Consider the following 24,396-nt stretch of genomic DNA (forward strand, 5'->3'; position numbering starts at 1 on the left):
AGCATTATCCCCCCACTTGAGCTGCAAACTATATATGAAGATTTTAACTCCTATCTTTGTTTCACAGCCACCGATCGGTTATGAACGAAAAAGAACTAGTAGAATTTATTAACAGGTCAGACAGATCCGTTCTAAAGGAGTATTTAGATAGCTTAAAGGCTAAAATAGAAACAATCAACACGAGAATAGAGAGAATCTTACTGTTGCTTCTGCTTACATTTATATCATACTTTCTAATTCAGGACGCTTCTATATCCAATATTAACCTCGGTATCATTGAGCTCAGCAAAGCAGAGGTAGGCACTATTATGATACCTCCAGTTTTTGCTTTCCTTTACTTCTACTATGCGGTTCTTAATAACCACTTAGCTGTTACCCTCAAAATGAGCAAGGTAATGGCTCACTATCTACTATACAATGAGATAAAGTCAGTCTCTCAACTCAGCAACCCTGGGGATATAATTCTCCAGTTCCTGCCATTCTCATTCCTGTCTGATTTGTTTAAAATAAGCCTGAGACCTTTAGCCTTTGGTTGCATCTTTATAATACTTGCTCTTCCTATATTGCTTATGATTGGGTTTATACCTTTTTGGTTTGAGTACTTTACTATCAGATACTTGATAGAAAACTATTGGGGGAAGAGCATATTAATAATGCCTGCTGTAATAGTGAGCACGTGGTTTGCTATTTTAACAGTGGTGTATATTATAAAATTTGCTTTTGAAACTCAGAACCTCGAAAAAGGTAACGTGGCTGATTAGCATGTAAGCGAGCATCAACAAATTAAGTTATAGGTGCTGAATACTACTGATAAGCAAGAATCAACTTGACCTATAACTTGACCCAATAAAAAAGCGCCTGCAAATACTTGATTTACAGGCGCTTTCTGAATTAAATGTGATCCCGTTTGGATTCGAACCAAAGACCTACTGCTTAGAAGGCAGTTGCTCTATCCAGCTGAGCTACGAGACCAGCGTTTATCAGGAGAGCTAATGCTCTACCCTTAAACAAAAAATTTCGGAATCTCTTCCGAAATTTTTTAGTCGGGGTGGCAGGATTCGAACCTACGACCTCCACATCCCAAATGTGGCGCGATACCGGGCTACGCTACACCCCGAACTATTTTGCTTTCAAACTAGCGGCAGTTCAACCGTTTTGCCTGATTGCGGTGCAAAGGTAAAATAAGATTTCCGATTCGCAAAAGTTTTAGAAACTTTTTTAATCATCATCTTACAGCGGAGAAGGGGGGATTCGAACCCCCGGTACCGTTACCAGTACGGCAGTTTAGCAAACTGCTGGTTTAAGCCACTCACCCACCTCTCCGTGGTTTCTCTTACTGCTTAAGAGATTGCAAACATACTACATCAGTTGATATAACGCAACCCCCTCCCCTAAAAATTCAGCCAAAAACTTACTTATTCCGCCTAATAGCAGGGCTAACTATCTGATACAGCAAATCTTGCTTGTCGCAAAAAATCTAAAATTATTTTTTGGCTGGCAGCTTTATACTTGTCATGCTTAGGGAAACGTTCTTTGCAACCAGGTTTTATAGCCATCCTGTACCTACACAAGGCATACAGGTGTGGCGCAGGTTTAGTATATTTGTGATTGGCTGTGCCTGGGCGGGCAAACACACCTGCTGCGCACCACCCTTAACATATGAGCTGGTACCAAAATCTAACGATACTCGAAATTCTGTTCGGCACACTATTTTTTGTGCTGTATATCGCGTATCTGCTACGTGTGCGAAGGGTGGCTCTCTTTTTCAACAAGCGCCCGCATGGGGTTTGGTTTAAATTCCTGCTCCGGCATATTTATCTTTTCCTTTTGATCATCGCCATACTTGGCCCCTCATTCGGTGCCATGAAGAAGGAAATAAAAACCATTGGCAAGGACCTTTACATAGCCGTAGACCTATCCCAGTCTATGGATGCCACAGATGTGCAACCTTCTCGGCTGGAAAAAGCCAAGCACGAACTGCAAAGGTTGATCCGGCGCTTTAATTCTGACCGCATCGGGCTGATGGTATTCTCGAACGAGGCCTTTGTCCAAAGCCCGCTCACCTTCGACCAGAATGCCCTCATACTTTATACCCAAACGCTGCGTACCAGCCTTCTGCCCTACTCCGGCACCGACTTTGCGCCTCTACTCCAACTAGCACTCGAAAAGCTGCAACAGGAAAACAATACAAGTGCCGAGCAGCAGAAGGCGCGGGTGCTGGTACTGATCAGCGACGGAGAGGGTTTTGGGGAAGAAGTAGAAAACCTGGCAGAGCAGCTACGGGAGCAGAGCATACGTGTTTATACTTTGGGGGTCGGCACCACTGATGGAGGCCGTATTCCGGCAGGGCGCTCGTTTAAAAGGGATGGCGAGGGGCAGGTGGTTACAACGCAGCTACACCCCGAACCGCTGGTACAATTAGCAGAACTAACGGGCGGAGCATACTTTGAGGTAAACGACCGCGTGAGTGAGGTAGGGAAACTCATTAATGCCATAAACAATATTGAGGGAGAATTGCGTGAGAGCAAAACAATTGACGTAACAGCCAATAAGTACATATACCCGCTTGCATTGGCGCTCCTGCTGATTCTACTGGATGTGTTAATTACGGTTAAACTGGTGCGGATATGAAAACAGCGCTTGCGGCCATACTTCTCATCAGCTTATTCGGGGGGGGCATTACCGCCATTTCACGTATCAACAGCAACGCCCGGAATGCCGCAGCAGCCTATGCCCGCCATGATTACACAGAGGCTGTTGCATCCTATAAATACCTTGTAGAGGACCTGGAAGTAAATGATGACCAGCTTCGGCTGAACCTGGCACACGCATACTACCAAGCCAGCTTATACCCCCAGGCAATGGCTAGTTACCAATTGCTCGCTGACCATCCTACACAGCATTTGCGGGCAGTCGCCCACCTGCAGTTAGGCAACATCTATACCAAGCAGAAAAAGTATAAACAGGCACTTGCCTTTTATAAGCAAGCCCTTATTGCAGAGCCTTCCAACGACGCAGCCCGTTACAATTATGAACTCCTAAAAAAATACCTGGAACTACACCCGGAGGCTGCCAAGCAGGAACAAGAGAAGCTCCCCGAAGAGAATAATGATACCGCAGCGGAGAACGACAGCCTGCAGGCACCTCCTCCCGCCGAAGAAGACCTGGAGCCGCAGCCTAAAAAGAAGCCCGACCCTCAGGGAGACCAACAGGAAGAGGTAGAAACCACTGAACCAGACCTAAAGGGGCAACAAAAACAAGACACAGGCACTAAAAGCCAGGATAAAACCACAGGTGACCAGGAACGAGAGGAAGCCGCAGGAAATACCCCCGGCGACCAGCAAGGCCAGAACCTGAGCAGCGAATTCGACCCGAGCCAGATGCAACGCAGCACCAGCAGCGAGGGCATATCGGAGGAGGACCGGCGCGCCCAGACACGCCGCACCAGGCTGCAACAGGCCAACATGAGCCCCGAAAAAGCAAAGCTGTTACTTGATGCCATGCGTAATGCCGAGCTTCAGTACATCCAGCAGCTCCCCAAGAAATCAACCCGAAAACCCGACCGCAGCAAGCCGGATTGGTAAACCATATTTACCCATGTAAGGCATCCCTTCTCGGGGCAACTTGCTTTTCGTCGGGGAATTATGGCTGTTTGTTGAGCTGGGTACCCGTTTTAGATAATATAGGTGCTGGTGGCAGCCACGGTTACCGCTAACCATGCGGGTTTTTATATCTTTGCATACTACGCCAATGCTGTTGCATAGCCGCTTCGTTTACTGCCATTGCCACAAAACACCTTCTAAAACTTATGAAAAAAGAGCTAAAACAAGTACTTGAGGTACTGCAACTTGCCGAAAAGCTAAAGTATGAAATGCGCCACAGCTGGCTTTCCAATGGCCGCCAGGAGAGCGTGGCAGAGCATACGTGGCGCATGTCGCTGATGGTTGTGCTGCTCGAACCATACCTGGATTTTGAACTAGATGTAGCCCGTACCCTTAAAATGGTAATTGTGCACGACCTGGTAGAGGCCGAGGCCGGCGATATTCCGGCCTTTGAGGTTAACACCGCTGCGCTGAAAGCCCTAAAGCGCCAAGCGGAATTGGCTGCCATCGAGAACCTGCGCACTAAACTTGGCAACGGCATTGGCCAGCATGTGTTCGAGCTTTGGCACGAGTTTGAGGACAAAGTTTCTTACGAGGCCCGGGTTGCCAATGCATTGGATAAGCTGGAAGTACAGCTGCAGCACAACCATGCCGACATGAGCACATGGATCGAAATTGAGCAGGAGTTTGTGTTCCTGATGGGCCGCCATACCGCCTTCGACTCCTGCCTCACTCAATTTAAGGAATTGATAGAAGAAATGGCTGTGCAAAAGATGGAGGCTGCCGGCATTGATGTGGGCACCGTGAAACAACGCATGGCTGCACAGGTCCCGGCCTGCTTATAAAAGCCATAAAGCATTTGTACCACGCAGCGCAGCCTTTGTGCCTTGTGCGTAAACAGCTTGGCAGTACTTTTGCAGATGAAACTAACTAACAAGCGCAGATATCATGCTTAACAAAAGTTCAAAGCTTTATAGCATTCTAAAGTATAAATGCCCTAGATGCCACGAAGGAGACCTTTACACCCACAAAGGCTGGAGTTACACCAAATTCAGCCGGATGTATAAGAGTTGCCCCCGCTGCCAACAAAGCTTTGAGCCCGAACCCGGGTTTTACTACGGTGCCATGTATGTCAGCTATGCCTTAACTACAGCGCTTACCATAACCATACTCGTGGCCATGAGCGTGTTATTGGATGAGACTACGATGACCAGCTTTTTAGGCTCCCTGGTTTTAGCGTTGCTCCTGTTCTACCCGTTTATCTTCCGGATGTCGCGGGCAATTTGGATTAACTTTTTTGTACATTATAAAAAGGATGCAGCCTCCTCGTCGGCGCCTGAAGCCAGAACATAGCTTACCTGCACCACTCATGACTATATTTGAACTTGTAGCTCCTCAACTCTAATAAGTGGCTTTGGGTAGTCCGATAAGCAGCCCAATTATGCATATACTCGCCTCATGCAACATAAGGATCATTTTAAGCGGTTAGAGCATCTTTACCATCAGGCCAAGATACAGGAGCTGTTTAATGGCAGCAGCATCTGCGTAAGCCACAGCCGCGCCGAGATTACGCTGCCTGTGCAGGCGAAATACTTTCACGGCGCAGATGCCATGCACGGTGCTGTATACTTCAAGCTGCTGGATGATGCAGCATACTTTGCGGCTGCCTCCGTGGTGCACGATGTATTTATCGTTACATCTTCATTTCAGCTTAATCTGCTGCGCCCGGTAAGCAACGGCTCCGTGCGGGCAGTAGGCATCTTGCGGTCCCATAGCAAAAACCTGTATGTAGCTGAAGCAACCCTTTATAATGAGCGTGGCAAAGAAGTTGCCTTTGGCACAGGCCAATTTATGCGCACTACCAAACCCTTAGCCCAGTTGGATGGATACGTGCAGGTATAAGTACTCTAGCTTCTAGGCGTTTCCAACGGCCTTATTGCTTTATAAAACTCTCTGTTTGATGTAGCTGTTCGCCTTGCACCTGAATAATGTATTTACCTGCTGCCAGTTTATTTAGCCTGATTGTATGCACAGCCATTCCTGATAAAACCAGCTCCCGCATGTGCTGGCCCTGCATATTTAAGATGCGTACCGCGTAATTTCCTTCAGGAAGCGTGTTTAGATCTAAATGCAGTAAGTTTTTGGCCGGGACTGGGTATACACCTAACCTTGCCTCAAACATATTGCTTATTTTAACCGATGCCACTTTGCTATACTCAAACGTTCCACTAAAATCAACTTGCTTGAGGCGATAATAAATATTGCCAGTTGGTGCCTGCATATCTAGGAAAGTATACTTTAACAGGTTGTTGCTGTTGCCCGCGCCTTGTACGCTTCCTATCTCGGCAAATGCCCGGCCATCCAGGCTACGCTCAACCACGAAGTAATCGTTTTCTCTCTCGGAGGCAGTTGCCCAACTCAGTATCACCGCATCGGACTGCTTGTGAGCGGCAAACCTTACAAGGGTAACTGGCAAAGGCGTTTTAACACCAGGATCGCGGAAGGATGCATTGATACTCACTACCTCTCCGTAATTGTCTGCATCGAATAAATCTACCAGCCCATCCATATCTGTATCGTAATAGTACCCGGTTCCAAACTGCAAATAGTCTGTGATGCCATTTCTCTCAGCATCGTTTAGCCAGGTAGTAGATTCGTTTTCAGCTGGGTAATAATCTAAGCTTCCGCCAACTGCCCTGGTCCTGAAACCCTCTCCCAATAGTTTTAAGTCATCAATAGAACTTCCGCTGTTATTGGCATCGTGGGCTTCGTGTTCATCTGGGGTGCCGTCGTTATCGCTGTCAGCGTCCAGGTAGTCCGGTATGCCATCGGATTCAGTATCAAGCGGAGCAATAGGTGTGCCTTCTGAGGAGCATCCGCAATCGGCATCAAAGCTGTCGTCTAAGCCATCGTTATCAGCATCTGCACCCGATTTAGTGGTAATAGCACCTAAGTCCTGAGCCTCTATAGTGTCTGGTACGCCATCGTTATCAGAATCCGAATCTAAAAAATCCTCAACACCATCACTGTCCGTGTCCGGCAAAGTATAGTTCAGCAGCCCAGTATCGTCGCTGGTTTCCACGCTGTTGGGCAAGCCATTGGTGCCCACGGGGCTTGTTAGCCGAGCCAAAGCATGGTCATAGCTAGCGGGCGCAATTCCCTTATGGGCCTCCAACACGTCAGAAATGCCATCGCCGTCTGAGTCTAAGTCTTTTAAGTTCTCGAAATTGTCCTGATCCTTATCATCAGTACCTTCCAGGTCATCCGGTATGCCGTCGTTGTCGTCATCCAGATCGTCCTTATCTTCTATTCCATCCAGGTCAAAGTCCAGCTTAATAGGCACTGTGAAAGTTGCTGGTGTGCCATCTGCAGCATTCTCGTTGTCAATTACGGTAAAGGCAAACGATACATTTGCTTCATTTCCATAGGCAGGGTCAAAGTATAAATTTCCAGCATTTGCCCATGCGTAACTCGTGTTGGTTACAGCCTTATCAACGCCTATATAAAGTGTACCTTGTTGCGCTGTTGGTAACTGTTTTATCTGGAAATGAGTGATGCTGCCTTCAGGGTCTCTGTCGGCGCCACTCAAAGCGACTAACTGCGTTTTAGCTGCCGAGCTGGAAATGGAGGTAGTGTTTGTAACATTATTGGCGACAGGCTCACTGTTAATTGGAATGACTGCTCTAGCTGGCGTCGGGTCTTCTTCTCCTGAATTATCTACCACTGTGTAGTCAAACACAACATCGGCAAGGTTAGCTTCAGCCGGATCGAAGAAAAGGTAGTAAACATTAGAGACAGCATAAACTATATTGGCTTCAACAACTGTATTGTTCAGCTTTAGGATACCTTGTGCTGCCATGGGAACTGATGTAAACTTAAACCCTACAATAGTGCCGTCCGGATCCGAAGGCCATGAGGTAGGAATAACCCTTAGCAGCGTGCTCCCGGCAGTATTTAGCAATACCTGCGAGCTCATTGGCCTGGCTATTGGCTCGAGATTTATCGGGATGGTGAATGTGGAAGGGCTTTCATCTAATTGCCCTGCTGCGTCCTGTACGGTGTAGGCAAACGTTACATTAGAGGTATTATCAGGTGCCGGATCGAAAACCAACAAGTTGGCCCATGACCACGGATAGTCCACATTAACTGCTGCTGCTTCCCCATTCACTGTGAGCGCCCCAACTGCTGCTGCAGGTACTGAGGTTAACCGAAAGTAAGCGACTGCATCATCACTAGACGCGGTCAACGTGCTGAGCTGCGTAGCTCCAGCTGTTTTAAGGAGCTTCGCGTTTGTAATGTTCGCTGCTACAGGCACCTTGTTAATCGGGATGGTGAAGGTGGCAGGGCTTTCGTCGCTTAGTCCTTCCGCATCTGTTACAGTATAGGCAAATGTAACGTCCGTGGAAATACCGCTGGCAGGTGTAAAGGCCAATAGGTTAGCTGCTGACCATGGATAGCTTGTATTTAGTGCGGCAGCCGCCCCATCTATAGTAAGTGTACCTTGAGCTGCTGAGGGCAAGCTTGTAAAGCTGAAAGAAACTACTGCGCCATCGTCCGTGGCTTGTAGTGCACTAAGTGCTGTAGCGCCTGCTGTTGCCAGCATAATAGGGTTTGTCACATTCTGTGCCTCCGGCGCTAAATTCTCAGTGAAGCTTGCCGGAGTTTCATACTTTTCTCAAGCTATATTAGTAACTGTAACCGCTGGCTTTACAGTATTCCCTATCTCTCTGGCACTAGCAAAAGCTTGAAGATTCCCGACTAATGCAGCCAAAAAAATTGTAAAGTATTTAACAACTTTGAGCGTAGATATTGATGGCATAGTTTAGGTTAAAAGCATAAAAACTGGACGGCCTTAGAAAGCAAAGTAATTCAAAACTAACCATATATAGTTAAATTAACATAGTTTAATATGTTGTTTTATCAGGGTTTACTTGGTGTATAAGATTGCATTAAACATACAATATTCTCTTAATTCAATTTAATCACAACTGACACAAATACAGCATATTAATATAATCCCATTACAAATTTAGAGTACAAGACATGAATAATACTTTAACCTAGATTTTATAAAAATCGGAGAAGCTTTAGCAAGATTGTAATTCGCGATAAAATCACTTTTCAAAAAAAAACAGTTTATAACAAAAAATCCGTAGCGAATGCCTAATGTGCAGAAGCTTATACAAATTTCTAGTGCAATCCATACTATAAAACAGTCTAATCCTTACAGTAGCCTACACAGTTTTGGCTTCACATTAAATTATATAATCAGCATCAGGAAAAAATAAATTGATTCAGAAACAACCACCCTCACAAGCTGCTAGATTCAGCAAAACGCCAGCATGTATAGCTGTACGCTCATAAATTAATGATGCAATTTATATTTGAATCGCAGATGAACTTGGGTTTATTATTGCTGTCGCACGAGGCCCTGGATTGAACTCGACTTAGCTAACGATCGTTTGTTTTTGAGTGGAAATCACTGTAACTTCACAACAAAACGCAACAATTCAAATCAAAACTATGCAAACCAAAGAAGTATATATTATCTCGGCAGTACGCACGCCAATCGGTTCATTTGGAGGTAACCTGGCAGGCCTTTCGGCTACGCAACTGGGCGCCGCTGCCATAAAAGGTGCACTGGAAAGAGCCGGTGTAGATAAAAGCAAAGTACAGGAAGTTATTATGGGTAACGTACTTTCTGCCAACCTGGGCCAGGCACCTGCACGCCAGGCAGCCATTTTTGCTGGCCTTGGCCACGAAGTGGAGTGCACTACCATCAATAAAGTATGCGCCTCGGGTTCTAAAGCCATTATGTTTGCGGCCCAGGCTATTATGCTTGGCCATAAAGATGTGATCGTGGCAGGCGGTATGGAAAGCATGAGCAACGTGCCTTACTACCTTGACAAAGCCCGTTTCGGAGCCAAGCTTGGCCATGGCCAAATGACAGACGGCTTGCTGAAAGACGGCCTTTGGGACGTTTACAATGATTTCCATATGGGAAATGCTGCTGAGAATACGGCTAAAGAAATGCAAATTACCCGTGAAATGCAGGATGAGTATGCCGTAAGCTCTTATAAAAAAGTGGCTGAAGCCGCAGAGGCTGGTTTACTGAAAGATGAGATCATACCAGTAGAAATTCCGCAGCGTGGCAAAGACCCGATCACAGTTTCTGAAGACGAGGAGTTCAAGAAAGTAAACTTCGAAAAGATACCTGGCCTGCGCCCTGTGTTTGATAAAGCGGGTACCGTAACCGCGGCCAATGCCTCTACCCTGAATGATGGTGCAGCGGCCCTGGTACTCATGAGCAAAGAGAAGGCAGAAGAACTGGGCGTGAAGCCAATCGCCAAAATCCTAGGCTTTGCCGATGCCGAACAGGACCCAATTTGGTTCACAACCACTCCATCGCTGGCTATCCCGAAAGCGCTTAAAAACGCTGGCGTAGAAGCTTCTGACGTAGACTTCTACGAGATAAACGAGGCTTTCTCGGTGGTGTCTATTGCTAACAACCAAAAGCTTGGCCTAGAAGGCGGTAATGTAAACGTATTTGGTGGTGCGGTATCTTTAGGTCACCCACTTGGGGCATCCGGTGCGCGTATTGTTGCCACACTTTGTAATGTGCTTGATAAAAAAGGCGGCAAGATTGGCGTAACAGGCATTTGCAACGGCGGCGGCGGCGCATCAGCTATCGTTATCGAGAAAATATAATAATTGCCCTCAGGCATATAATTTGCAAGAAGCCTTACGTTTTAGAGCGTAAGGCTTTTTTATTAAGTATTTTTTCAAAATTCGAGTTTAACTGGTAATAGTTGCCAGCAGCAATCTAAGTTGTACCTAGTTGGTTGGAATGATTGAAGTATAAATCCTGTTTACCCACTAGCATTTAGAGTAACCCTGATTCTGATAAAGTATAATTTATAAATAAACTATGCATAAACTGCTCGTATTAGTATTTGCGCTGTGTCTGTCGCGGGGTATGGCAATGGCCCAGCAGGAAGTCAGGACCTACCACGACGATGCCCATACAGTGCTGAAAGAGCTTTACACCATTTACCCTGACTCGCAGATTGTCGGGAATTACACGCGATACTATGCTACCGGCGAGCGTGAGGCCTTCGTGAAGTTTGTGGCCGGCAAAAAAGACAGCGTTTACACAGAGTTTTACCCAAGCGGCCAGCCTAAACTGCAGTTAAGCTACGCCCAAGATGTAAAGCAAGGTCCATTTAAGGTATACCGCCCAGATGGCAAAGTTTTACAGGAAGGCTACTATGAAAATGACCAGCAAAGCAAGCTTTTCAAAACCTACAATGCCGACGGCTCGCTTTTAAAAGAGACTGAGTTTGTAAATGGTTTTCCGGAGGGCATTGTGCGAGAGTATTACCCCTCGGGCAAACTCAAATCAGAGATCACTTACAAAAACCAGAAGCAGAATGGACCAGCCAAAACCTATTATGCCAACGGCAACCTGGAAACTGATGCTGTTTACAATAACGGCATGATGGAAGGCTCCTACAAGACATACTTTGAAAACGGCCAGGTGCAAACCGAGGTGCAAAACGTAGCGGGCCAGAAACAGGGCAGCTTCAAGAGCTACTTCAGAAACGGTAAGCTAAGTACTGAAGGTAGTTTTTCGGCGGGCAAAATGCATGGCTTGGCAAAATCATACTTTGAGAACGGCAAAACCCGCAGCCTGATAAATTACCGTAACGGAGAGATTAACGGCACGGCACAGATCTTTTACGAGAACGGTATACTAAAAGAGGAAATTAACGTCAGCAACAGTGGTGCCGACAGCAAAACCTTGCGCTACTACCCTTCTGGCAACCTGCAGGAGGAGGAAATCCTGAAAGACAAAAAACCACACGGCACCTGGAAAGTATACTTCGATACACCTGAAAAAACAGTAAAGAAGGTCGATAATTATAAGGCAGGAATCCGAGAGGGCGAGCAGCTTACCTACCACGCAAACGGGCAAGTGCATGAAAAGCGCATGTACGAGAAAGATAAAATTTTAGGACAGAGCTATACCTATTACCCGTCCGGAAAGGTGAAGTCAGAAACAGGACACAAAGACGGGTTGCGCTTTGGGCCTTTCAAAGGCTATTTTGAAGATGGCAAAACAGAGGTACTTGGCCAGTTCCGAAACAACCGCGAAACAGGCACCTGGAAGTATTACAGCCCAGATGGCAAAGTTATCAAAACGAGGATTTACAGAAACGGGCAGGTGATTGAGGAGAAGTAAGCGCTTGTCGTTAAAGGCCTAAGTATAAATCTTGGATTTAATTAAGAAAGGCTCGCCTTAACTGGATTCACTCTGGTTGAGGCGAGCCTTTCTTAATTGTTATATTTTGATTAATCTCTTCGCTTGAGTAGTCTGCGCAAAGGCTTTAGCGCCGCAAAATTTATGGCTGCACCTGCCACACAGTAGATACAGACTTTCTTTTGCACTGCCGTCATGTTCATCAGATACTGCGCAGCACCTACTGCCTGCCCAAGCAGCACACCTGCCAGTGCCACATCTAACACGCGCGATTGCTTCCTAAACCTGGTTGCGGCAGTGGCCAGCCCAATGGTAGCAGTATACGCTCCAAGGCTAACCACACCGTCGGGCAGGCCTAGTATAACTGCATCCTTAGAGGAGTTCACTTTCTCCGTATCGAAGAGCTTGCCTGGCAAGTCAGGCAGTTGCCGAATGGCACCTAACTGGAACAGCGAGATCAACCCAAAATCTACAAGGCCTAAGGTCGCTAGTGTGGCAATATCGCGGCGGCAGGATGCTGCTTCGCTGGAGTTTTCTCGTACTTCGTCTATCAAGGATTTTTCTTGTTTCATAGCTTATGTGTATAGAGTAGCTTGTACGCAACCATACTATAGGAGTTAAGCAGGCCTACTGCCACCGCTGTTCCTATGCTTACAACTATGAGGTATTAGGCGGCGTACCTAGTTCAATAACTAACATGAAATAAAACTCATATAATATGGCAGAAGAAAACAAGCAGCACGCCTACAAAGGGGTGGCAGTAATTACAGGAGCCTCCGCAGGTTTAGGACGAGCCTGCGCCCGCGAGTTTGCAAAAAAGGGTTACGACATAGGTTTACTTGCCCGTGGGAAAGATGGTCTGGAAGGTGCAAAGCGTGAGGTGGAAGAGCTCGGCAGAAAAGCAGTTTACGTACAAGTTGATGTAGCCGATGCCGAAGCCATTGAACAAGCCGCTGTAACAATAGAGCAAGCGTTAGGCGAGATAGATGTATGGGTAAACAATGCGATGAATAGCGTTTTTAGCCCGGTTAAGGAAATGAAGCCTGACGAGTATAAACGTGTTACCGAAGTTACCTATCTGGGCCAAGTGTACGGCACGCTTTCCGCGCTAAAGCGCATGTTGCCTAAAGACAAAGGCTCTATAGTATTGGTTGGTTCAGCGCTGGCTTATAGAGGCATTCCGCTGCAATCGGCCTACTGCGGAGCTAAACATGCTATTCAGGGCTTTTACGATTCGCTACGCACCGAGCTGATGCACGATAAGAGCAACGTAAAAGTAACCATGGTGCAGTTGCCAGCCATGAACACCACGCAATTTGGCTTCGTGAAAACCCGCTTACCAAACAAACCACGCCCTATGGGTAAAATTTACCAGCCTGAGGTTGCCGCGGAGGTTATTGCCTATGCTGCCGAACATGAGCGCCGTGAGTACCGAGTTGGTTATCCTACCTTACAAGCGATTATTGGAAACAAGATTGCTCCTTGGTTTGCAGATTATGTACTGGCTAAAACTGGCTTCGAAGGTCAGCAGACAGACAAGCCCGAAGATCCTAACCGCAAAAATAACCTTTGGGAGCCAATTCCGGGAGACCATGGGGCACACGGCACCTTCGATGACGAAGCCACATACTCTAGCCCTCAATCCTGGGTAAGTATGCACCGCGAGCAGGTGCTGGCAGGTGCTTTGGCCATTGGTGGTTTATTATTGGGAAGTATGCTCGCCTCTAAGCGCAAGCAAAACGGCCAGGAGGATTAACTAGCCACTTATACAAGAAAAGGCAGCCAAAGTAAACGTTGGCTGCCTTTTTGTTTGTTATAGAATGCATTAACGTCCAAAGTCGTCTTGCACGCGCACAATATCTTCTTCGTTTGATGGATTGCTGGCATCTGTATGTTGCCAGATTTCGGCCAAGATACCCCAGCTATCCAGCCCAACCAGCCTGTGGCGCTCTCCTTGCTGCAGCTTAATTTGATCGCCAGGGTACAGGGTTTTACGCTCCTGCTCCTCATCGGTAGCGCTGGTTACCACGCCAACAGTTCCTTTCACTACCTGCCATATTTCGGCACGTCGGTGGTGATACTGCCACGATAGCCTCTTTTCCGGGGCTACTACCAGAATCTTAGGGCTAAGTTTGCCTGAAATTTTCAGGTCATCTATAGAAATGCCTTTAAAGTATGTATCTGCAAAGCGTTGGGCTTGGCTCTCGTCAATCACAAAAAATCCGCCCCAAGGCCTGCTTTGATCTTGCTTATCAATTATAAAGCCTTTTTCCTGAAGCTCTTGCTCCAGTTCACTAAAAAGCCTTGATTTAGTTTCTTCTTGCTGCACCATTTGTTTCTGTAAAGTATAGCGGTACTACCTTATTAGTTCTATCTTGAAATATAGGCATACGTAATTATTCGAGGAAGTGTACATTAAAAATTTGGTTCTAAAAAAAGAGCTTAATCATGAAAAATGCGACCCCGAATACAGAATCGCATTTTTCATGATTATGATGGTAGAACCTTTAAAGCAACTGCACCCGAAGATACAGTTTACGATTTTAAGCCCACTTTTTTAGTAGCACAACCAAATCACGGGTAGTGAATGGCTTGCACAAGTGGTCGTTCATGCCCGCTCCTATACTTTTTGCTATATCATCTTTAAAGGCATTAGCAGAAAAAGCGATGATAGGGCTGGTTACATTTGCACCCCGAAGCCGCGTAGCCACCTCCAGGCCATCCATGCCAGGCATCTGTATGTCCATAAATATCAGATCGAATGGCTGAGACAGCGCAATCTTGAGGGCCTCTTCACCATTTTCAGCTGTGGTTACAATTGCTCCCATGTTCTCAAGCACATCCTGCATCAGGATAATATTGATCGGGTTATCATCCACCACAAGTATCTGTTTGTTCTCAGGAAGCGTAAAGTTTTCCTCGAAGTCTTCCTCTTCTACATCCATTGTTTCGACGCCTAAATATTTAAGTTTGACACTGAACCAAAACGTTGATCCGGTTACCTGGCCAACCACAGGGCTTGTAATACCCATGGCCCCATGCATTAGATTTACTAGCTTTTTACTGATGGCTAACCCCAAACCAAAGCCGCCATACTTGCGCGACATAGATTGATCGGACTGCGTGAAAGAATCAAAGATAATCTCTTGCTTTTCCATTGGAATACCGATCCCTGTATCATGCACAGAAAACTTGATCTCCGCTTTGCCCTGTGCCTCATCTAAAGATACAAGATCGCAATGCACATGTATACTTCCGGCTTCAGTAAATTTAATGGCATTGCTAATCAGATTGATCAGCACCTGATTAATGCGGGTTGGGTCCGAAACAACAACGCGTGGCACTGCCTGGTCAAACGTGTAGCTAAAAGCTATATGCTTACTTTCGGCTAAGTACTTATAAGGCTCCAGGTGCGAGGCTATGTTTTCGCGCAGGTCAAAAGGAATAGCCTCAATGGCAATTTTATCCTGCTCTATGCGGTGCAGGTCTAGGATATCGTTTAGTAGTTTAGTTAAGGTAGAGCCAGAAGTCCTGATTAGGTTAACGTACTGTGCCTGCGTGGGCGTCATTTTCGTGTCTAACAGTAGCCCTGTAAACCCCATAATCCCGTTAAGGGGGGTCCGTATCTCGTGGCTCATGCTGGACAGAAAATTGGTTTTAGCCTCGTTGGCCGCTTCCGCTTTTACCTTTGCATCGTGCAGTTCTGTTTCTTTGCGTTTCTGCTCTGTAATGTCCTTGGCAACGATCAAAATCCCGTCTGTTTCCTGCTGGTTGTTCTTAAGATAAGACAAAGAGCAGGATGTAGGAATCTTACGGCCATCTGCGGCACCCAGCAGCAACTCCAGGTTGAGGCACTTGCCTTGGAGCTTAAACTTGGAAAACATAGCCTGCAGGCCCGGGTTATCTCTGAGCTTGAACAGTTCCATCACTGGTTTGCCAATCAGTTCCTGCTCGCGGTATCCTGTTATCTCTACAAAGGCCTCGTTCACATTCCGTATAGTACAGTCTGTGTTAAGAACCACTAGCATATCTACCACGCCTTGGTAAATGCTTTGCATAAAGTCCCTGGATACTGTAGAGTTTTTAAGCTCCTGCCCAAGCATACTTATACCAGCTATGATTGCATCTAGTTCATCGCCTGTTTCAGATATATCAAGTTGGTAGTCGAAATTGCCATTGGCAACTTCGGCTATCAGTGTAATAATCTCTTCTATTCTTTCCTTGAGAACCTTCACGTACTATTGTTTCAACTCATTTAAACGGCTAAGCCGTCATTCTCTTTCAACTGCAATGGTAGCTTCCATCATTTCCATCGCAAAGTTGTCCTTAGCCTGATAGTAGCCTACTTTAGGGTAAGGCACGGCTCCTATTCTTTTTTTCTCAATCGTAGCCGAGATTCCGAAGTTAATTTTTTGGCAGCCTAACGCGTTTGCTCTGTTTATAACCTCAAACAATGTCTGCCTGTATACGCCATACGCCATCAGGTACTCGTAATCCATCCCAATGAGCATCGGGCTGTATACTTTATCTGCATTAATATGACAAAAGCAGACAGCCACAGGGTTTTTATTTATAGAATACTCCTCTTTTATGTACAAAACAATAAATTCCCACGCCTCGCTGTCATTTATGTTCTGAAACAGCTTTTCAGGGAAATGAAACGAATTTATCGCAAAGTTATTATTCTTTACGTTTCTAAAAAGCTTTATCGCAAAATCAAGCTCTTCCCGGGATAATTTACTTTTTGTTACAACATTATAACACTGTCTGTAACGCTTAATTTTTTGTACAAAATGACGTCTGTTTTTTTGAGAAAGCCCTTTTACATACTCTATTTCAGTTTGCTGCGTCAAGTTTTCAATCACGCAAGACTCCGGCAAATCGATTTTTACAAAACCCTGATTCACCATAAAATCATTCATTTCGGTATCATCTGCATCAAAATCGCGCAGCAAAATGTTGCAGACCTGCTCTCTTTCCTGTTCCCTAAACATCTCTGCAAGCAAAAGCCTTATGGCTTCCTGCCAGTTGCTGCTTTCCCTGTCTAGGTACATATGGTTGCCTTCGGTAAAAAGGCTGCCCATAATCATGCCTTTTGAAGTAAGGTAATATGGATTAAGTTCGCGCTCTTTTTCGATAGCTTTGGAAACCGATGCCTGCGCAAACATATCTTCTTTGTGTAGCGCTGTCACGGTAAAGGTCATCAGGACTGTACGGCCTTGGTGGTCTGTTACCACATAGTACCTAAAGTCCCAGTTGTTTTCTATGTCGGGGTTGTTGCTGAAAGACGCCTCCAGAAACTTCATACCTTCCCAATCGAACATTGCCCGGTGGCCAAGGTACTTGTTCCAGTTTGTTTTCGTGATGGACTCAATGGTAGTATAGACCTCGATAGCCAGCGATTTCTCCTGGGCTGCCGCTGCATTAGCTGAAACACCGGCATCTAGAGGCTTCATCTTAAATGCTTTACGTATTTTTTCGTGCGTCTGATTCGTTTCCAGTAGCGCATTGTTAAAATTGTGCTCCAGTTTCCGTACCATCATAGCAATTTCCTCAAAAGAGTTGTTCCTTGATATGGTTATCCGGATCCCGATATTTTTTGCCGGTACAGCCGGGAAGGTAGCCAGGTTTACATAGATGCCATCGCGGAGAAGTTCCTGAACCAAGTGATTTCCCATTTCCATGGTACCGGTTCCAACAAAGAAGATCGGGCTGTTATTTTGGTGCACCAGCGGTAAGGCAGTGTTTGCGAGCAGCTCGTTAAAACAGCTAATCTTCTGTTGCAGTTCTTGCTGGTATGTGTAAATCTCGTCGCTGAGGTGAATCTTAGCCGAGGCAATGGCCGCACCTAAAGTTGCGGGCTCAATCTGTACCGAGAAAGTAAGCGGGCCGCCAAAGTTGTTTACTTTGTGGTACCATTCCTCGTTCGGAAACAGCGACAGCCCTCCGCAGGCGCCAAAGCCCTTGCCAAGGTTGGCAGTTAATATCATTTTGTGGTATAACCCATCCTCCATCTGGCTCATTACATAGCCTGTGCCATGTTTCCCGGCCCAGCTCATGCCATGCGCATCATCCACGTACAAGTATAGCTGCTCATACTTCTCAGCAAGTGCAATCATCTCTTTAATTGGTGCGTAATCACCATACATCGAGTACACGCCATCGGCCATATACCAGATGCGGTCATGCTTGTTTCTAAGCTTCTTAATGCGGTCTTCCAGCATCTCCAGGTTGTTGTGCCGGATCATCTCCACGGTTACACCCTGGCTCAGCATTTTTTTCACCGCTTCCTGGATACTGGCATGCGCCTGGTGGTCCAGTATGACCAGGTCAGACTGCCGGATAATGCTGGGAATGGTTGTTAAATGCGATAAGGTGCAGTTCTTGGATATTACAACGTGAGCCTGGTACATTTCCTCAACCATTGCCTCTAACTCCCGGTATAATGGGTTGGATATATAGGTTCTGGACATTGGAAATTGTGTGCCATAACGCTCTATGGCATTAATGGCGCCTCTTTTAACTGCTGGGTGATGCTCCAGGCCCAAATAACCACAAGTACCAAAATGCAGGACTTCTTGTCCGTTTAGTGTAAGTGACTTTCCTGTTAATTGCTGATCTTCAGCATGCAGGTGAATAATTCCTTTCTTTTTAGATACAGAAAGTACAGAATCAACCGTATCTAAAATATTGTTGTGTCTAATTTTTGCCACTTATTTTTGGTATAATTGCTATTCCGATGAGGTGGAACAAGATAAGTAAAGTATTTATTCCCTTTGATGAGAAATCTAGAAAAAAATAATTCTACAAAATCTTTAGAGACATCCTATGTTAAAATGTTTCTACAAGACGGTATTCTCCATTTTTATTACAAGGAAATAGAAACCATGGACCTGGACATGGCAGTAACCTGTGTTAAAGAAAGGCTAGAGTTTACAGAGTATAAATCCTACCCTTGCCTGGTGGACGTGATTATGCTAAAAAACTCCACAAAGGAGGCCCGTGATTATCTGGCAGTGCAGGGCAACGAGGGGATTACAGCCAATGCCATACTTGTGAATTCTATGGCTTTTAAGATGATGGCCAATTTCTACATTATGGTCAACAAACCGCGGAACCCAACCCGTATGTTCACTGATAAGGCTAGCGCTCTGGAATGGCTGGAGCAGTTTAAGGGTTAAGGGTTTTAAATTTTTGGCTGTTGTGATAATTACTATTACTACTTGCTAGAATAGTTGCCATAAGGCAATCAGTACTATTGCTGGTCGCTTAGAAAAGTTCTCAAAACAAAAAAAGCACTTCCGATTCAATCAGAAGTGCTTTTTTATTGACTGTGGGCCCACCTGGGCTCGAACCAGGGACCACCTGATTATGAGTCAGGTGCTCTAACCAACTGAGCTATAGGCCCGTTCCCTTTTTTAAGAATGTGCTTCCTTTGAATTGGGAGTGCAATTTTACATATTTGCATTCAATATATCAAATATAACTCAAATATTTTTTTCAGTGGATTTAGCGCAAATCAAAAATATCATCTTCGACCTGGGTGGCGTCATCATCAACATCGACTATGACAAGAGCATTCGGGAGCTGCAGAAACTATGCAAGGACAACTGCAACATTGAGTTTAGCCAGAAAGAGCAGTCACACTTATTCGACCTTTATGAAACCGGCGCTAGCTCCAGCCAGGAGTTCCGGGACAGCCTGCGCCAAGTATATAGCATTGACGCGACTGATGAACAGATAGACCTGGCCTGGAACGCCATGCTGCTGGATATACCAAAGGAGCGCATCGACCTGCTGCTGGAGCTTGGCAAAAAGTATCGCATTTTCCTGCTCAGCAATACCAATGCCATCCATTTAAAGCGGTTCAATGAGATTGTGGCGCACAGCTTTACCATCCCGAGCCTCGATTCTCTGTTTGAGCGGAGTTATTACTCGCACCTGGTAGGCAAACGCAAGCCGGATACGGCAATCTTCGAGCAAATTATAGCTGAGAACGGCCTTCAAAAAAGCGAGACGCTATTTATCGATGACAGTGTGCAGCACATCCATAGTGCCGATAAACTAGGCCTGCATACATTGCATTTGCAGGCGCCACTTACCATTAACAAGTTCTTTGCTGATGTTGCAGTCTAAACGGCAGCAGTATGGCTTACACCTGCTGTTGTTCTGCATTACCTTAATCACCACAACAATTGCCGGGGCGGAGTGGCGCTTCGGCAAGCTGTTCTTTCTGGGCCCGGATGGGGTGGACTGGACCGGCACGATTTCCTGGGGTGAGTTTGCGGCCGGTTTATACTTTTCATTGCCGTTTCTGGGTGTGCTTACGGTGCATGAGTTCGGGCACTATTTTACGGCGCGCTACTACCGCACTGCCGTAACACTACCATACTATATTCCGCTGTGGTTGGGCATAACTTCTTCTATCGGTACCATGGGGGCATTTATCCGCATCAAAGAGCGGATTTTCTCGAGAAGGCAGTTTTTTGATATTGGAGTGGCCGGGCCGCTGGCAGGCTTTGTGGTGGCAATACCGTTATTGATTTATGCTTTCACGCATTTGCCGCAGCCAGACTATGTTTTCAGTATCCACCCGGAGTATAAGCGCTATGGGCTTGACTATGCACAGTACGTGTATCAGGATGGCTTTGGGAGTTTTTCGCTTGGCAAGAATCTGCTCTTCATGTTTTTCGAAGAGTATGTGGCAGATTCTACACTGGTGCCCAATAGCTACGAGGTAATCCATTACCCATTTGTGTTTGCGGGCTATCTGGCCTTGTTTTTCACTGCCTTAAATCTGCTTCCGATAGGCCAGCTTGATGGCGGGCATGTGCTTTACGGGCTTATCGGTTATGAGCGCTTTAACAGGCTCTCTCCTATCTTTTTCGCGTTCTTTATACTTTATGCTGGTTTGGGCGTGATCTCGCCACATAGCGACCCCGTGTGGTCCGAAGAGCTGTTGGTGGTGTTTGCCCCGTTTGCTTATTGGGCCTACCTCAAACTTTCCGAAAACAGGAATTTTGCTTTAGGAGCCACAGCAGCTATGCTCCTGCTTCAGTATAGCCTGGCTGCCTTCTTCCCGGAACTGGAAGCATACTTCTGGCTCTGGCCTTTTTACCTGCTATACCTTGTTTTTGTGCTGCAGCCTGCTGCGCCAACCTTAAAGTATAATTTGTACCTGGCTAGTGCTGTGCTGGCTGCACAGGTCGGAGTCTCAGCGCTCTTCCCTGGCGCAGATGGTTATAGCGGCTGGCTGGTGTTTGGCTTACTGCTATCCAGGGTAATGGGCATATTTCACCCCTCCTGCCCCGACGAGCGCCCACTTACTCCCTTTCGCAAAGTACTTGGCATTCTCGCTTTTATCGTGTTTATACTTTGCTTTACACCCACGCCGTTCATTATAGAGTAATTATACATGCCTTTAAAACGTGAAGAGGGAACAGCTATAAAAACTGTTCCCTCTTCACGTTTTGAGATGTTACAGCTTAGCCGTTGTAGGCCAAGATCCCGCCTAGCAGGTTTCTAACATTTGAGAAGCCTTGTTGTTGTAAAAATGCTTTTGCTGAAGCCGAGCGTGCACCCGAGCGGCACTGCACAATCACTTCTTGGTCTTTCAGTTCCTCTAAGTCTTCTACACGCTGTGGCAGGGCCCCTAGAGGGATGTTCTGGGCCCCAGGGATGGATGTTTCCTGATATTCCCAATCTTCGCGTACATCTATAATAACAGGGGTTTCGCCTTTGTTTAATCTGTCTTTCAGCTCTTCGGCTGTTATGTCTGCGGATGCAATCATGGTTTAGTGAGTATAAGTTTTTTAGTAATTATCGCTTTTCTATTCTTAATACGCAAAGTGTAAAGCCCGGGTGGCAGATGGCCTAGCTGCAAGGGCCTCAGGCTTCCCTGATACGCTTGCTGATACACTTCTCTGCCAAGTATGTCATGGATCACTACTTCTTCGTAAGGCTCGCTTAAATTTACTTCTCCGGTGCTTGGGTTTGGGAATACACGCATGGCCGCTGCGAACAAATCATCCTCCAGGCCCAGCGCTTCACCTACAAGTACGGGCCGCATCATAATGGCGCCTTCAAAGCGTGTTTCCTCGGCCCAGCCGCCAGAAGCGGTATAAGTAAACCTGCGGCCCGTAGCGCGTTCATTTCTATCAAAGCCTATGTTGATGTACTGCGATCCGGTCTGTGTCCAGCCGATGAAAAAGCTGCCTTCAACGGGCACTAGCTTAGTTAAATCAACTTCGTAAAATGCATTGAGTGAATTGCTGTATTGTATCTGGAAGCTCTGCTGATGCAAGGTCTCCCCGGGTACACCGTCATCGTTAGCCCAAACCCTGAAGGTGATGGCCGTGCCTGAAATATCTCTGCCCACGCGCGGAAAGTATACCCTGAAAGCCCTTAGCTGGTCTGGTTGGTTTATGTCGTAGCGTTGGGCCACCTGCGTGTTTCCAGTGCCTACAAAGCTGAAACCGGCTTCGGCTGTGCCATCGTCGTAGGCGTAATAATCTGAGAAGGTGGTGATGCGTGATGTGCTGTCATTGGCCCGCTGCCTTGGGTCTTGCTCTTTCGTGTTGAGTAAAATGCCATGCAGAAGGCTGAATGATCCGTTGTTTGGCAAATTAATCCCGTTTACGCGGGGCACACCCGCTACAGCATATTGCCGCGCCAAACCCGGCACAAGGGCTTGATTGCTTAAAAACGTATCAGCTTCCGCTTCTTCATACCTCCGTATGTACCCGCGCCAGCTTATGGCCCCCGGAAAATTGCCTAAGTTATTTATGGTAGCACTTACTTCATCAGCCAGCTCGGATTCTGGGTTTTGCAAAAACTGCCTGGCAGGCATGGCGGTATAGTTTTTCAACAGCTTGCTTACGCTTTGGCTAATGGCAATGTCGCGGGTGGTGTTCTGCCCTTTCCGGCGGTTTTTGTCAAGTTCCACATAGTCCAGGTTCCAGACATCGGCTAAGCCATTGCGCAGCCCCACATTCCGGAACCTGAACCTGAAGCCGCTATGGAAGTATCGCGCCTCTTTTACGCCAACAAACACCTGCTTAAAATCAGTGACCTCGCCTGTTGCCGGCTGCCGCCATACTTCGCGCCATGTATCAGTATTATCTTTAAATTCTAATACCAGATAGCGCAAGTTATTCTCAGTTAGGTCGGGCACATCGCCCAGCCCACCCGACTGCCAGTAAAAGCTTAGGTAAACCGAATCTGCTGGTGCAAGGCTGCCCAAAAGGATATCCGTGGAAGTAAGCGTATCAGAAGCGCCGGCGGTTACGGAGTTTGGCAAGTATGGCTGTCCCTGTGCGTTCAACCCATCGAAGCTTGCCACGTTTATCGTGATCGGCTCCAAGGCATACCGGTTATTTACGAAAACACCGGACCTATTCCAACGTGTTAGGTCTAGGTTATTGGACCCAGAAAAGTCATCAAAAAAAGGCAAAGCCAGTGCGGCAGCTTTTCGCAACGCCCCATTTATTGGCTGTGGCTGGCGTGTTTCTTCTTGCAAAGGTTGCAAAACGGCCTGCGCCTTCGCCCCTACCGCGCTGCAAAGTATAAAAAGTATAAACGCAAGCTGTTTTCTCATATCAGGCTAAATTAGCTACAAAAGTTACGGGTTATTCCGCAAAGTATAACCTATGGTAACTACACTTTCTTTAGAACGAAAACGCCCGCCATTTCTGGCAGGCGCATTTTAAAATTTCTTACTGATTACTCGATGCCCTGCACGGGCTCCTGCCCGGCAACCCAGAGGTCCACCAACTCGCCTACGCGAATTTTTGCGCCTACCTCGGCAAATGGCCGTTGTTTTAATACGGTTCCGTCGGGTTCGTCGCTGCCCTGCACGTAAATGATATTGCCGATCTGCAGACCTTGCCCCACTAGTAGCACCGATGCTTCGTCCACTGGCATACCGATCACGCTTGGCATCTCAAACTCGGTGTTGCCCAGGCCATCCCCCACATGCAGGTCAACCAGAGATCCTTTCGGTACCATATCACCCGGCTTCACTTCTTTTCCGTTTATAAACTGCTTTAAAACCGCGTTTTGCTGCAAGTCGGGCACATAAGTGATCTTACCTTTGCGCAGGTCATAGCTTTTCAGGATAAGCTCCGCGTTCTTCACAGAGCCGTCTATCAGTTTTGGCATTTTGATCATCGGTGGGTTTTTCATGTTCACCGAGATGTAAATTTTCCGGTCTTCCTTTACCTTGGCACCTGGCGCCGGATCCTGCGTTAGAATCTCGAAAGGTTTCTGGTCTGGCTTATAGGTAGAGTCGTTAATGAAATAACGCAGGCTCTGCTCGTCCAGTAACTCTTCGGCATCCTGCAGCTGCATACCGGTAATTTTAGGTACCGAAATCGTTTCGCCGTGGTTAGTTGTAGCAGGCAGATAGTAATAAAAGAAGCCTAAGACCAGGGCTGCCACAATAGCACCCATGATCAGCAGATGCTTTACAACATCTAAAAATGAATTCGCTTTAAACATGCAATTAAATTGCTGAGGGTTGATCGTTAAATTGTC

General features: G+C 46.5%; 20 protein-coding genes and 4 tRNA genes. 12 read left to right on the forward strand and 12 right to left on the reverse strand.

The genetic code is table 11. The features are described from left to right. The first annotated feature begins 80 nt into the window (after positions 1-80). Complete coding sequence (locus D1627_RS02125) at positions 81-761, forward strand: hypothetical protein (protein WP_119430557.1); 681 nt, start codon at positions 81-83, stop codon at positions 759-761. A gap of 137 nt (positions 762-898) precedes the next feature. Here the strand turns inward: D1627_RS02125 and D1627_RS02130 are convergent. The 3 genes from D1627_RS02130 to D1627_RS02140 form a co-directional block, all read right to left on the reverse strand. Further along, positions 899-972, reverse strand: a tRNA-Arg gene (locus tag D1627_RS02130). Positions 973-1,043: 71 nt separating this feature from the next. Then, positions 1,044-1,117: transfer RNA gene (locus tag D1627_RS02135), tRNA-Pro, on the reverse strand. A gap of 119 nt (positions 1,118-1,236) precedes the next feature. Beyond that, positions 1,237-1,323, reverse strand: a tRNA-Ser gene (locus D1627_RS02140). 336 nt (positions 1,324-1,659) lie between these two features. Here D1627_RS02140 and D1627_RS02145 point away from each other — a divergent pair. From D1627_RS02145 to D1627_RS02165, 5 genes are all read left to right on the forward strand, one after another. Beyond that, positions 1,660-2,631, forward strand: a complete 972-nt coding sequence (locus D1627_RS02145) for a VWA domain-containing protein (RefSeq protein ID WP_119430558.1) — start codon at positions 1,660-1,662, stop codon at positions 2,629-2,631. Beyond that, positions 2,628-3,584, forward strand: coding sequence for a tetratricopeptide repeat protein (locus D1627_RS02150; protein ID WP_119430559.1), 957 nt, complete (start codon positions 2,628-2,630; stop codon positions 3,582-3,584). The genes D1627_RS02145 and D1627_RS02150 overlap by 4 nt, the downstream gene beginning before the upstream one ends. Positions 3,585-3,808: 224 nt before the next feature. Beyond that, a complete protein-coding gene (locus D1627_RS02155) occupies positions 3,809-4,447 on the forward strand; it encodes an HD domain-containing protein (RefSeq protein WP_119430560.1) in 639 nt (212 codons plus the stop codon). A 103-nt stretch (positions 4,448-4,550) separates the two neighbouring features. Then, positions 4,551-4,955, forward strand: coding sequence for a DUF983 domain-containing protein (locus tag D1627_RS02160; protein WP_119430561.1), 405 nt, complete (start codon positions 4,551-4,553; stop codon positions 4,953-4,955). A 105-nt stretch (positions 4,956-5,060) separates the two neighbouring features. Then, the gene (locus tag D1627_RS02165; RefSeq protein WP_119430562.1) at positions 5,061-5,504 is read left to right on the forward strand and encodes a PaaI family thioesterase; all 444 of its coding nucleotides are present in this window, start codon (positions 5,061-5,063) and stop codon (positions 5,502-5,504) included. A gap of 31 nt (positions 5,505-5,535) precedes the next feature. On the opposite strand, the gene D1627_RS18625 is transcribed toward D1627_RS02165, so the two are convergent. Further along, the gene (locus D1627_RS18625) at positions 5,536-8,205 is read right to left on the reverse strand and encodes a T9SS type A sorting domain-containing protein (RefSeq protein WP_119430563.1); all 2,670 of its coding nucleotides are present in this window, start codon (positions 8,203-8,205) and stop codon (positions 5,536-5,538) included. A gap of 920 nt (positions 8,206-9,125) precedes the next feature. Between D1627_RS18625 and D1627_RS02175 the strand changes: the two genes are divergently transcribed. Beyond that, the gene (locus D1627_RS02175) at positions 9,126-10,310 is read left to right on the forward strand and encodes an acetyl-CoA C-acyltransferase (protein ID WP_119430564.1); all 1,185 of its coding nucleotides are present in this window, start codon (positions 9,126-9,128) and stop codon (positions 10,308-10,310) included. A 220-nt stretch (positions 10,311-10,530) separates the two neighbouring features. Continuing rightward, positions 10,531-11,844 carry a toxin-antitoxin system YwqK family antitoxin gene (locus tag D1627_RS02180; RefSeq protein ID WP_119430565.1) on the forward strand — a complete coding sequence of 438 codons (1,314 nt, stop codon included), beginning with the start codon at positions 10,531-10,533 and terminating at the stop codon, positions 11,842-11,844. 110 nt (positions 11,845-11,954) lie between these two features. Here D1627_RS02180 and D1627_RS02185 read toward each other — a convergent pair whose 3' ends face one another. Then, positions 11,955-12,434, reverse strand: coding sequence for a vitamin K epoxide reductase family protein (locus D1627_RS02185; RefSeq protein WP_119430566.1), 480 nt, complete (start codon positions 12,432-12,434; stop codon positions 11,955-11,957). A 146-nt stretch (positions 12,435-12,580) separates the two neighbouring features. Here D1627_RS02185 and D1627_RS02190 point away from each other — a divergent pair, with 146 nt between their 5' ends. Then, entirely contained in the window at positions 12,581-13,618 is a 1,038-nt protein-coding gene (locus D1627_RS02190) for an SDR family oxidoreductase (RefSeq protein WP_119430567.1), read from the forward strand. Positions 13,619-13,687: 69 nt separating this feature from the next. Here D1627_RS02190 and D1627_RS02195 read toward each other — a convergent pair whose 3' ends face one another. The 3 genes from D1627_RS02195 to D1627_RS02205 form a co-directional block, all read right to left on the reverse strand. Then, on the reverse strand, positions 13,688-14,194 hold the full coding sequence (locus tag D1627_RS02195) for a cupin domain-containing protein (RefSeq protein ID WP_119430568.1): 507 nt from the start codon (positions 14,192-14,194) through the stop codon (positions 13,688-13,690). A gap of 211 nt (positions 14,195-14,405) precedes the next feature. Next, on the reverse strand, positions 14,406-16,097 hold the full coding sequence (locus D1627_RS02200) for a PAS domain-containing hybrid sensor histidine kinase/response regulator (protein ID WP_119430569.1): 1,692 nt from the start codon (positions 16,095-16,097) through the stop codon (positions 14,406-14,408). A 36-nt stretch (positions 16,098-16,133) separates the two neighbouring features. Continuing rightward, positions 16,134-18,575: a bifunctional aminotransferase class I/II-fold pyridoxal phosphate-dependent enzyme/GNAT family N-acetyltransferase gene (locus D1627_RS02205; protein WP_119430570.1), complete on the reverse strand. Its 2,442-nt coding sequence runs from the start codon at positions 18,573-18,575 to the stop codon at positions 16,134-16,136. A 123-nt stretch (positions 18,576-18,698) separates the two neighbouring features. On the opposite strand from D1627_RS02205, the gene D1627_RS02210 reads away from it, so the two are divergent. Beyond that, positions 18,699-19,043: a DUF7793 family protein gene (locus tag D1627_RS02210; protein ID WP_119430571.1), complete on the forward strand. Its 345-nt coding sequence runs from the start codon at positions 18,699-18,701 to the stop codon at positions 19,041-19,043. A 153-nt stretch (positions 19,044-19,196) separates the two neighbouring features. Here D1627_RS02210 and D1627_RS02215 read toward each other — a convergent pair. Beyond that, positions 19,197-19,270 (reverse strand) — tRNA-Ile (locus D1627_RS02215). 95 nt (positions 19,271-19,365) lie between these two features. Between D1627_RS02215 and D1627_RS02220 the strand changes: the two genes are divergently transcribed. Together D1627_RS02220 and D1627_RS02225 are read left to right on the forward strand one after the other, a co-directional pair. Next, complete coding sequence (locus tag D1627_RS02220) at positions 19,366-19,998, forward strand: HAD family hydrolase (protein WP_119431083.1); 633 nt, start codon at positions 19,366-19,368, stop codon at positions 19,996-19,998. Continuing rightward, the gene (locus D1627_RS02225) at positions 19,985-21,271 is read left to right on the forward strand and encodes a site-2 protease family protein (protein ID WP_119430572.1); all 1,287 of its coding nucleotides are present in this window, start codon (positions 19,985-19,987) and stop codon (positions 21,269-21,271) included. The genes D1627_RS02220 and D1627_RS02225 overlap by 14 nt, the downstream gene beginning before the upstream one ends. Positions 21,272-21,347: 76 nt before the next feature. On the opposite strand, the gene D1627_RS02230 is transcribed toward D1627_RS02225, so the two are convergent. The 3 genes from D1627_RS02230 to D1627_RS02240 form a co-directional block, all read right to left on the reverse strand. After that, a complete protein-coding gene (locus D1627_RS02230; protein ID WP_119430573.1) occupies positions 21,348-21,653 on the reverse strand; it encodes a rhodanese-like domain-containing protein in 306 nt (101 codons plus the stop codon). Next, on the reverse strand, positions 21,650-23,458 hold the full coding sequence (locus tag D1627_RS02235; RefSeq protein WP_119430574.1) for a T9SS type A sorting domain-containing protein: 1,809 nt from the start codon (positions 23,456-23,458) through the stop codon (positions 21,650-21,652). The genes D1627_RS02230 and D1627_RS02235 overlap by 4 nt, the downstream gene beginning before the upstream one ends. A 125-nt stretch (positions 23,459-23,583) precedes the next feature. After that, positions 23,584-24,360, reverse strand: a complete 777-nt coding sequence (locus D1627_RS02240) for a PASTA domain-containing protein (protein ID WP_119430575.1) — start codon at positions 24,358-24,360, stop codon at positions 23,584-23,586. Positions 24,361-24,396 lie beyond the last annotated feature (36 nt).

Origin of the sequence: Pontibacter oryzae, from assembly GCF_003576375.1 — a bacterium.
GTDB lineage: Bacteria > Bacteroidota > Bacteroidia > Cytophagales > Hymenobacteraceae > Pontibacter > Pontibacter oryzae.